Annotated in this window: 7 protein-coding genes, 1 tRNA gene and 2 pseudogenes; 6 read left to right on the forward strand and 4 right to left on the reverse strand. The window is 57.0% G+C overall.

Annotated elements, in window-relative coordinates; genetic code table 11:
* A pseudogene (locus AC1DH9_RS14530) lies at positions 1–295 on the reverse strand (hypothetical protein); the annotation flags it as partial.
* A 558-nt stretch (positions 296–853) separates the two neighbouring features.
* On the opposite strand from AC1DH9_RS14530, the gene AC1DH9_RS14535 reads away from it, so the two are divergent.
* The 3 genes from AC1DH9_RS14535 (at position 854) to AC1DH9_RS14545 (ending at position 5,066) form a co-directional block, all read left to right on the forward strand.
* Positions 854–2,059: an acetyl-CoA C-acetyltransferase gene (locus AC1DH9_RS14535; RefSeq protein ID WP_427540393.1), complete on the forward strand. Its 1,206-nt coding sequence runs from the start codon at positions 854–856 to the stop codon at positions 2,057–2,059.
* 25 nt (positions 2,060–2,084) lie between these two features.
* Positions 2,085–4,229, forward strand: coding sequence for a 3-hydroxyacyl-CoA dehydrogenase NAD-binding domain-containing protein (locus AC1DH9_RS14540; protein ID WP_427540390.1), 2,145 nt, complete (start codon positions 2,085–2,087; stop codon positions 4,227–4,229).
* A gap of 108 nt (positions 4,230–4,337) precedes the next feature.
* On the forward strand, positions 4,338–5,066 hold the full coding sequence (locus tag AC1DH9_RS14545; protein WP_427540387.1) for an amidotransferase: 729 nt from the start codon (positions 4,338–4,340) through the stop codon (positions 5,064–5,066).
* A gap of 174 nt (positions 5,067–5,240) precedes the next feature.
* Here the strand turns inward: AC1DH9_RS14545 and AC1DH9_RS14550 are convergent, their stop codons facing one another.
* The 3 genes from AC1DH9_RS14550 to AC1DH9_RS14560 form a co-directional block, all read right to left on the reverse strand.
* A complete protein-coding gene (locus tag AC1DH9_RS14550) occupies positions 5,241–6,212 on the reverse strand; it encodes a magnesium and cobalt transport protein CorA (protein WP_427540384.1) in 972 nt (323 codons plus the stop codon).
* 132 nt (positions 6,213–6,344) lie between these two features.
* Complete coding sequence (locus AC1DH9_RS14555; RefSeq protein ID WP_427540381.1) at positions 6,345–7,067, reverse strand: 1-acylglycerol-3-phosphate O-acyltransferase; 723 nt, start codon at positions 7,065–7,067, stop codon at positions 6,345–6,347.
* A 214-nt stretch (positions 7,068–7,281) separates the two neighbouring features.
* The gene (locus AC1DH9_RS14560; protein WP_427540378.1) at positions 7,282–7,971 is read right to left on the reverse strand and encodes a crotonase/enoyl-CoA hydratase family protein; all 690 of its coding nucleotides are present in this window, start codon (positions 7,969–7,971) and stop codon (positions 7,282–7,284) included.
* Positions 7,972–8,279: 308 nt separating this feature from the next.
* Between AC1DH9_RS14560 and AC1DH9_RS14565 the strand changes: the two genes are divergently transcribed.
* The 3 genes and pseudogenes from AC1DH9_RS14565 to AC1DH9_RS14575 form a co-directional block, all read left to right on the forward strand.
* Positions 8,280–8,369, forward strand: a tRNA-Ser gene (locus AC1DH9_RS14565).
* A gap of 204 nt (positions 8,370–8,573) precedes the next feature.
* Positions 8,574–8,762 (forward strand): annotated as a pseudogene (locus AC1DH9_RS14570) (hypothetical protein); the annotation flags it as partial.
* A 216-nt stretch (positions 8,763–8,978) separates the two neighbouring features.
* The coding region (locus AC1DH9_RS14575) for an amino acid adenylation domain-containing protein (RefSeq protein WP_477808337.1) at positions 8,979–10,376 on the forward strand (1,398 nt) is incomplete at its 3' end.

A 10,376-nucleotide genomic window follows, 5' to 3' on the forward strand; every position in this document is an offset into this window, starting at 1 on the left:
GGGCCACGGCTTGCAAGTGGTCGTCAGCTTTGATACCCGTCAACAACGCCGCCAGCGGCACCGCGCGATAACTCATGTTCCTTTTGTAGGAAACRTCGTCGGTGATCTGAATCGTCTGGGCCTGAGGATGCTTGAGCAACTCCTCGGTTTTCCAGGTTCGGCTGCCGGTGCCCAGGTCGAGCACCAGCTGTGCGGCATACGAGGGCGTGCTGAGCAGCAAGGCCCCAAGCAAAAGTAAAGCTTTCAAGTGATCGCCATCCTGTCGAAGGTGTGCCGTAAAGGTTGGCACACACATGCAGGCCCGGAAAGCGAGCGAGTCAGTTTTTTAGTGAGGCGTCGTCAACAACCACGCTTGATTATCCGATCACCTTGGTAAGGTTCGGCAAAATCAGTAGCAGCGTAGTGGCGAACAAAATGAGCCCGGCTTGACGCACTTTCGAATGTTTGAACATGGCTGTTTGCCTTTTTTTGTTATTTCCTGAGCGTCGAATGCTTGCCTGCATTTCTCCATGACGGCAAAGCGCTGTAGTGCTTTTCTCACGGGCGCCTCGGCAAAACCCGACGACGACCTCGTAAGGTTTACCTTAGGGGCCCCGCAGGCTGTGCTTTAGATCCATTTCGTATCAACCTAGATCAACCTGCTTCTAAAAAGGCATGAGGCATACTGCCAGCAGCTTTGCCGGCCTTTTGCTAGACAGTTCGGTGACCCGAATCGATTTATCCGATAGCTCACTACCGTTCGTCTGAGCGTGACCGTCAAGGCCGTTGAGCGCTTCGGTCATTGAATCCGCCGCTGCTGAGCCTAAGGTGAGAACTCGCCAACTATTCACCTGCCCAGCGGTACGAGGACGTCATGACCCAAGCTTTGATTTTCGACGCGTTACGTACACCCCGTGGCCGTGGCAAGGCTGATGGCGCCTTGTACAGCGTCATACCGGTGAACCTGCTGGCAGGCTTGCTCGCTGCCCTGCAACAGCGGACGCAACTCGACACCCGCGAGGTTGATGACATCGTGATCGGCTGTGTCACGCCGATTGGCGATCAGGGCGCCGACATCGCCAAAACCGCGGCGCTGGTGGCCGACTGGGACGTTAGCGTTGCGGGTGTGCAGATCAACCGCTTTTGCGCATCCGGGCTGGAAGCGGTGAATCTTGGGGCGATGAAAGTGCGTTCCGGCTTTGAGGACCTGGTGGTGGTTGGTGGCGTCGAGTCCATGTCCCGGGTGCCGATGGGCAGCGACGGTGGTGCCTGGGCGCTGGATCCGCAAACCAACCTGCACTGCCATTTCACCCCGCAAGGCGTGGGCGCCGACCTGATCGCCACGATTGAGGGCTTCAGCCGTCAAGACGTCGATACGTACGCACTGCACTCTCAACAGAAGGCGGCGCGGGCACGGGCGGATGGCTCGTTCAAAAAGTCCCTGGTGCCGGTGCAGGATCAGAACGGCATCGTCCTGCTGGATCATGATGAGTTCATTCGCGCCGAGTCGACGCTGGAAGGCTTGGGCAAGCTCAAGCCGAGCTTCGAGATGATCGGGCAAATGGGTTTCGACGCTACCGCGTTGCGGGTCTACAGCCACGTGGAGCGAATCAGTCACGTTCACACGCCCGGAAACAGCTCGGGGATCGTCGACGGCGCGGCGCTGATGTTGATTGGCTCCGAAGCCAAAGGTCGGGCACTGGGTTTGCAGCCACGGGCGCGGATCGTCGCCACGGCGGTCACCAGCACCGATCCGACCATCATGCTCACCGGTCCGACGCCGGCCACTCGCAAGGCCTTGGCCAGGGCCGGGCTGCGGGTCGAGGACATCGATCTGTTCGAGGTCAACGAAGCGTTCGCCTCGGTGGTGCTCAAGTTCATCAAGGACATGGCCATCGATCCGGCCAAGGTCAACGTCAACGGCGGCTCCATCGCCATGGGCCACCCGCTGGGCGCCACCGGTTGCGCGATTCTCGGCACCTTGCTCGATGAACTGGAAGTGCGGCAGTTGCGCTACGGCCTGGCGACCCTCTGTGTCGGCGGCGGCATGGGCATCGCCACCATCATCGAACGCCTCTGAGCCTCCGACTTCAAGGAAAATTGCCATGACCGATGCCATCCGTTACGAAAAAGGACAGGACCAGATTGTCGTCCTGACCATCGACATGCCGGGCCAGAGCGCCAACACCATGAACGCGGTGTACCGCGAGGCCATGGCTGGTTGCGTTGCGCGTCTGGTGGCCGACAAGGATTCGATTGCCGGAGTGATCATCACCTCCGCAAAAAAAACCTTCTTTGCCGGCGGCGATCTCAATGAGTTGATCAAGGTCGGCAAGCCTCGAGCCAAAGCCTTCTACGACATGGTGCTGACACTCAAAGCCCAGCTTCGGACACTGGAAACGCTCGGCAAGCCGGTAGTCGCCGCAATCAATGGTGCGGCGCTGGGTGGCGGTTGGGAAATCTGTCTGGCCTGCCATCACCGCATTGCGCTGGACAATTCGTCGGTGCAGATCGGTTTGCCGGAAGTCACGCTGGGGCTGCTGCCGGGCGGCGGCGGAGTGGTGCGCATGGTGCGCCTACTGGGGCTGGAGAAGGCGCTGCCGTATCTGCTCGAAGGCAAGAAAGTCCGGCCGCAGCAAGCCCTGCAAGCCGGTTTGATCGATGAGCTGGCGGCGGATCGTGATGAACTGCTGGCCAAGGCGCGAGCCTGGATTATTGCCAACCCGACGGTCAAGCAGCCTTGGGATATGAGCGGTTACCAGATTCCCGGCGGCACACCGTCGAACCCGAAAGTCGCGCAGATGCTGGCCATCGCGCCGTCGATTTTGCGCAGCAAAACCCAGGGTTGCCTGCCAGCGCCGGAGAAGATCCTCTGCGCTGCGGTTGAGGGCGCTCAGGTTGATTTCGACACGGCACAGTTGATCGAAACCCGCTACTTCACCGAGCTGACTACCGGCCAGGTGGCGAAGAACATGATTGGAACCTTCTGGTTCCAGCTCAACGAGATCAACGCTGGCGGCTCGCGTCCTGCGGGTTTTGCGCCGCACGTGACGAAAAAACTCGGTGTACTCGGCGCGGGCATGATGGGCGCCGGGATTGCCTATGTCAGCGCCGTGGCCGGAATCGACGTGGTGCTCAAGGACATCAACCTGGCGGCAGCCGAGAAGGGCAAGGCCCATTCGGCAGCACTGCTGGACAAGAAAGTCGCCCGTGGCCAGCTCAGCCCGGAGCAGCGTGACGCCACCCTGGCGCGGATCAAGACCACCGAGCAGGATGCCGATCTGGCGGGCTGTGACCTGATCATCGAAGCGGTGTTTGAAGACCGCGAGCTGAAAGCCAAGGTCTCGTCCGCCGCACAAAAAATCGTCGGTGCAAACGCGGTCATCGCTTCCAACACCTCGACCTTGCCCATCAGTGGCCTGGCGACCGCCGTGCCGGATCAGTCGAAATTCATCGGCCTGCACTTTTTCAGCCCGGTCGACAAAATGCCGCTGGTGGAAATCATCAAAGGTGTCAATACCAGCGATGAAACCCTGGCCCGTGGTTTCGATTTCGTCCTGCAAATCAAGAAAACCCCAATCGTGGTCAACGACAGCCGTGGCTTCTTCACCTCGCGAGTCTTCGGCACGTTTACCAATGAAGGTATCGCCATGCTCGGCGAGGGCATCTCGGCACCGATGATCGAGACCGAGGCGCGCAAGGCTGGAATGCCGATAGGTCCGCTGGCGATCTCTGACGAAGTTTCCCTGAGCCTGATGAGCCATATCCGTCAGCAAACTGCCAAGGACCTGCAAGCCGAAGGCAAACCGCTGCCCGCGCACCCGGCGTTTGCCGTGATCGACCTGCTGCTCAACGAATGCCAGCGTCCCGGCAAAGCCGCGGGTGGCGGTTTCTACGAATACCCGGCCGGTGGACAGAAACATTTGTGGCCAGAGCTGAAAACCCGTTTCGAGAAAGCTGACGGGCAGATATCGCCACAGGATGTACGCGATCGCTTGCTGTTTGTGCAGGCCATCGAAACCGTGCGCTGTGTGGAGGAGGGCGTGCTGCTGTCGACGGCCGATGCCAACATCGGTTCGATCTTCGGCATTGGTTTCGCCGCCTGGACCGGCGGGGCGTTGCAGTTCATCAACCAATACGGCGTGAAGGATTTTGTTGCCCGCGCCCAATACCTGGCCGAGCAGTACGGCGAGCGCTTTACACCGCCGGCTTTGTTGCTGGAAAAAGCCGCGAAGGGCGCGTTGTTCTGAGGGAGTCGCTCTGACGGATTGGCGGTGCGCACCGGGCTTGCCTTGACCCCGCGTTTCGAGGCAGGCTCTGGGTGTGCACTATCGCCTCTATCGTGTCAGGTATTTTTTATGTCGTTACGCATCTGCATTCTGGAAACCGACATCCTGCGTCCAGAGCTGGTCGATCAATATCAGGGTTACGGGCAGATGTTCCAGCGTCTGTTTTCGCAGCAACCCATCGCTGCCGAATTCACTGTCTACAACGTCATGCAGGGCGAATACCCAAGCGATGACCTGAGTTTCGATGCCTATCTGGTGACCGGCAGCAAGGCTGATTCGTTCGGCACCGACCCGTGGATTCAAACCCTCAAGACTTACCTGATGTCGCGCTATGAGCGCGGCGACAAGCTGCTGGGCGTGTGCTTTGGCCATCAATTGCTGGCGCTGCTGCTGGGTGGCAAAAGCGAGCGTGCGACCCAGGGTTGGGGTGTCGGCACCCACAAGTACAAACTGGCCGCCAAAGCGCCGTGGATGAGCCCGGTGCGGGAAGAACTGACACTGCTGATCAGCCACCAGGATCAGGTCACCGCGCTACCGGAAAATGCCACGGTGATCGCTTCCAGCGATTTTTGCCCGTACGCTGCGTATCACATCAACGACCAGGTGCTGTGCTTCCAGGGCCACCCGGAGTTTATTCACGATTACTCGCGGGCGTTGCTGGAAATTCGTCAGCAACACCTTGGTGAGCAGGTCTATCAGAAAGGTATGGAAAGCCTGGCGCAAGAGCACCACGGCACCACCGTTGCCGAGTGGATGATGCGGTTTGTGGCCCACAAGCCCGAGACCAAATCCGTATAAGGTGTAATGCCGACGAGGAACCTGTGGCGAGGGAGCTTGCTCCCGCTCGGCCGCGAAGCGGTCGTAATCCGGCAATCGCGATCCATCTGAATACTCGCGGCGGCTGATATCAGGGTCGCTTTGCCCGAGTGCGGACCGACCCGCGGAAGCAAGCTCCCTCGCCACAACAATTCTTCAAAGCCACCCCGACCGCTTGAAGCTCGCCCATAACGCGAAACATCCCACGGTCATAAACCCCATCACCACAAAATAGCCGTAGTGCCAGCTCAGCTCCGGCATGTTCTGAAAGTTCATCCCGTAGATCCCGGCCACCGCCGTCGGGAACGCCAGAATCGCCGCCCAGGCGGCAAACTTGCGCTGCACCACGCTTTGACGGGCCGCTTCCAGCAATACGCCAATCTCGATGGTCTGGCTGGCAATATCACGTAACGTCGTCAGGTCCTCCATCTGTCGCGTGACGTGGATCTGCACATCACGAAAGTACGGGCGCATGTTCTTGTCGATGAACGGGAAGCTCAGCTTCTGCAGCTCTTCGCTGATCTCCACCATCGGCGCCGCATAACGGCGCAGGCGCAACACGTCGCGCCGCAAACCATGAAGGTTCTGAATGTCCTTTTCGTTGAGCGTGCTGCACAGCACGTTGCGCTCCAGCTCATCGATCTCGCTATGGATCGCTTCGCCCACTGGCTGATAGTTTGCGATGACGAAATCGAGCAGGGCGTAGAGCACGAAATCTTCGCCGTGCTCAAGCAACAGCGGACGCGCCTCACAGCGTTGGCGCACATGGGCGTAGGACGCCGAGTGACCGTTACGGCAGGTGATGATGTAACCCTTGCCGGCAAAGATGTGGGTTTCGATGAACTCCAGTTTGCCCTCATGGCGCACCGGCGAGTACGTGACGATAAACAGCGCATCGCCAAAGGTTTCCAGCTTCGATCGGCTGTGTTTATCCAGGGCGTCTTCAATCGCCAGTTCGTGCAGGCCGAACTGGCGTTGCAGGTTGGCCAGCTCCTGGGCGTTCGGCTCTTCGAGGCCGATCCATACAAAGTGACCGGGTTTTGCAGCCCAGGCGGCGCCCTCATCAAGGGTGATATCGGTGACTCTCTTACCGGCACTGTAGACCGCAGCCGCAACGACTCTACCCATAATTCTTATTCACTTCTTCTTGGCAAATGGCAATGACAGGCAATGACCAGATTATCCTGCTCTTAAGCTTGAGAGTCAGCAAAATCAGCGAAGTTCGCCGGCAAAAAGAAGCCCGCACGAGGCGGGCTTCATTCAGGCTGCTTGCAGCTGTCGATCCATCGATTCAATGCACTCGCGCATCTGTTCGCGGCACTGGGCGATCAGCATCGGCATGTCGTCCATGCTCAATCCGGCGGTAGGAATCGCCGGCAGCGAGCGGATCAGAATCTTGCCGCTGCGCCAGCGGTTCAGACGCATATGGTTGATGTAGCTGCTGACGCACACGGGCACGATTGGCACCCCGGCAGCGATGGCCATCTGGAACGCGCCTTTCTTGAATGGCAGCAACTCTTCACCCTGGTTGCGCGTGCCTTCCGGGAACACCCAGATCGAGGTGTCCTTGTGCCGCAAGGTGTTGGTGGTCGTGAGCATCGACTGCCGAGCCTTGTGCCCATTGCCACGGTCGATCAGCACATTGCCGGCCAGCCAGAACAACTGTCCGAACAGCGGCACCCACTTCAGGCTTTTCTTGCCGATGCACACGGTGCGGTGCGGCACCACATTACCCAGCACGAACAGATCGTAGTTGGACTGATGGTTGGCGATCACCACGCAGCTTTGGGTCTTGTTCGTCAGCCCAGCGACGTCGGCCTTCACTCGCAATCGCAAAATGCACATCGCCGGCCAGGCATAAAGGCGCGCGCACAAACGACTGTTATCCGGATTGAACGGTCGGCACAAGCCAAGCACCACACCGAGCACACCCGCTACAGCAAAATGCAGACCCATCAATAACATGCGAAACAGATACAGCATCTACAGGCCCGCCGGGACAAAAGGTGGCGCAGTGTACGGATGTGCACTGTTTTCGGCAATTGCCGCTATAGAGGTAGGAGATAGGCGATGTTTAAGCGCATGTTTCAGACTGATAGCGTCAGATGCGGAGTAGAGCGGCCGAAGGACTGTAAACAGATCAGGCAAGAAAAAGCCCGACTCGGCGGTCGGGCTTTTCGTTGGTGCGCTTTCGGGATTAAACCAGGTGTTCCTGATCCAGGATGATCGCGTTGTCCAGCGTCTCCAGCAGGGCCTTGCGTACTTTGAGCTTGGTGTTCTTGTGCGCGGTCATGTTGATCTTCTTCAACTGACGCGCCATGGCCAGTGCTGCACTTTGCAGTTCTTCGGCAGAAACGACCTTGTCGAGGAAGCCAGCATCCAAAGCGCCCTGCGGATCGAACATCTCGGCGTTGATCACCGAGCGGTGGAACGCCGACTTGCGCAGACGATCACGGGCCAGCTCGATGCCGGCGTGGTGCATGGTCATGCCGATCTGCACTTCGTTCAGGCCAATGCTGAACGGGCCGTCGACACCAATCCGGTAATCGGCCGACAGCAGAATGAACGCGCCCTTGGCCACTGCATGTCCAGGGCACGCGACGATCACCGGGAAAGGGTGCGACAACAGACGGCGGGCGAGGGTCGAACCGGCGGTCACCAGGCTCACGGCTTCTTTAGGGCCGGCCGTCATCACCTTCAAGTCATATCCGCCCGACAGAATGCCTGGCTGACCGGTGATGATCACCACCGCACGATCCGTCACCGCCTGATCCAGCGCAGCATTAAACGCGGCAATCACGTCCGGCGAGATGGCATTGACCTTGCCATTGCTCAAGGTCAGGGTCGCGATACCGTCTTCGAGATGGTAGGAAATCAACTCACTCATGACGCTATTCCTTGTATTGAAGTGGGGCAGACGTTACCCATCGTCGTAGGTCAGGTAAAGCGCCATGACTGACCGGCCAGTCAGCCAATTCGCGCCCGCCCAGCGTAGCCGGCCATACGTACCGCGCATTGCCCTCTATATAGAAGCATTCACCCGGCCGAAGATTGGCAGGTTTGCCATGCATCGAAACCCGCCCGAACTCGCAAATCGCTTAACCGCATGAAAATTCTGAAAAAAATATTTGCCATCGGAAAAGCTTTCGACTACATTAGCGCGCCTCGACAGACAGAACATGTTTGAAGAGATACGGTGAAGTGTCCGAGTGGCTTAAGGAGCACGCCTGGAAAGTGTGTATACAAGAAATTGTATCGAGAGTTCGAATCTCTCCTTCACCGCCACATTCTGCAAACACAAACCCCTGATTTTCCTAGAGAAAGTCGGGGGTTTGTGGTTTTTGGCGTCTGGAAAAGGGCCATATGGGACAGATCTGGGACAGATGCTCTATTCCGGTGCAGAAACAGGCCCCAGTGAATGATTGCGTGGCGCGTCGCCCGCGACGAGATGAACTAGACTTTCTCGCCAGCCCCCCAAGGACGACTTCCATGCCAGATAACTCAAACTCCAACATTGCCACGGCAGATGCTCTGACATTGCTTCTACACAACCAGCATGCCCTGGGAGCAGCAATAGAAGAGATTACGAAATGGCTTTCGGAGAATGGCGCAGAGACTGTTGCAGGTAATGCAGCCGTGGCCATGGAAACCCTGGACACAAATGCAAAAGCCATTACCCACTGCAGAAAAATAAATTTGTCCCCATTTCCGGACCCGCGCTGGCGCCGGCGGCCACTCTGCACTAACGTTCAATCGTTCGGCCTGAACCACTCAACGGGCTGCTCGACGCTCCATATTTTTGCCACCGCTACCGATAAATTCAGCGTCATCTCACTCCGGATTTTCGGGGCACGACGTTAATCTCGTATAGATTAGGTGGAGTATAAAAATAACATGCAGGATGTCCGCCCAAACCCAACGCTTCGTCTGGATTCTTGTGTCGAACGTCCGATATTCATGGCCTTCTTACAGCATGCGAGACGCTCGCCTGATGCAATTGCTGTAATCTCTCAAGACGCGACTTGCAGCTATCGTCAGCTTGAAGAGATAAGCCAGGGCATTGCGTCCTTCTTGATTGGAAATGGCGCTACCGAATCCGACCGGATTGTTATTGTTTCGAGTCGCTGTGCGGGGTTGGTCTATGCAATGCTCGGCGCCTCCCGTGCCGGATTGACGTTCACAGTTGCCGACAATGCATATCCACCAGCGCGCGTAGGTCAAATCATTCGAGCGCTTCAGCCTACCTTTGTTCTGCTATGCGGTGAGGCTACAGTCAACCTCAATCTCGAGCACTTTGAGCCAAGGGCAGAGAGTTCCTATCCGCGGGTCGTCAGAATTCCGGAAATTCCCACCGAATCACTGCATAAGTTCGCCTTTGATCAAAGGGTTTTGCCAGAAGTCGACCCTTGTCATCCGGCGTATATCACATTTACATCGGGCAGCACTGGGGAACCGAAGGGGATTGCGACACATCATGCGCCTTTGGTTCATTTTATTGAGTGGCATACCAAACGTCATTCGCTATCAAAAGACGATTGCTTTTCCTTGCTTTCCGGGCTTGGTCATGACCCTGTATACAGGGACGTATTTACGCCTCTCTCCATTGGCGCGAAAACTATCTGTCCGGCACAGTCAACCGTCATAGATCCTTCGGCTTTGGCGGCGTGGATACATAAGAATGGAATATCCGTTATTCACCTTACGCCCCCMCTGGGAAAGCTTATTGAAACTGGAGCAAAAATCAACGAACTAAAATTCAACGCTCTGCGATACTTGTTTTGGGGTGGAGATGCATTAAGCAGTACGTTATACGAACAAATGCGCGTCGTCGCACCAAATGCAGTTAGTGTGAATTTTTACGGCACGACGGAAACTCCGCAGGCAATGGCGTACCATCAGGTCGACCCTGAAGCCAATAATGCCAGGATTCCGCTTGGTAAAGGAATTGAAGGCGCACAACTGCTGGTCGTGGATGACTCAAATAAGTTGGTCTGCGAAGGAGAGGTCGGAGAAATTCTTATACGCAGCCCCTATTTGTCGCTCGGTTATTGGGGTGACATTGCGCAAACCAGGGAAAGATTTGTTGTGAATCCATTTGCGAATGTCGAGGACGACATTTGCTATAGAACCGGCGACCTTGGCACTTATCTTTCAGATGGCAGTGTCATCTTTCTGGGGCGAGGCGACAATCAGATCAAGATTCGTGGTCATCGAATTGAGCTTACTGAAATTGAAGGCGCAATATCACGGCACCCCCGGATAAAACAGTGCGTTGTTCTGTCCGTCAATGAC

This window comes from Pseudomonas sp. 05T35, assembly GCF_056396605.1.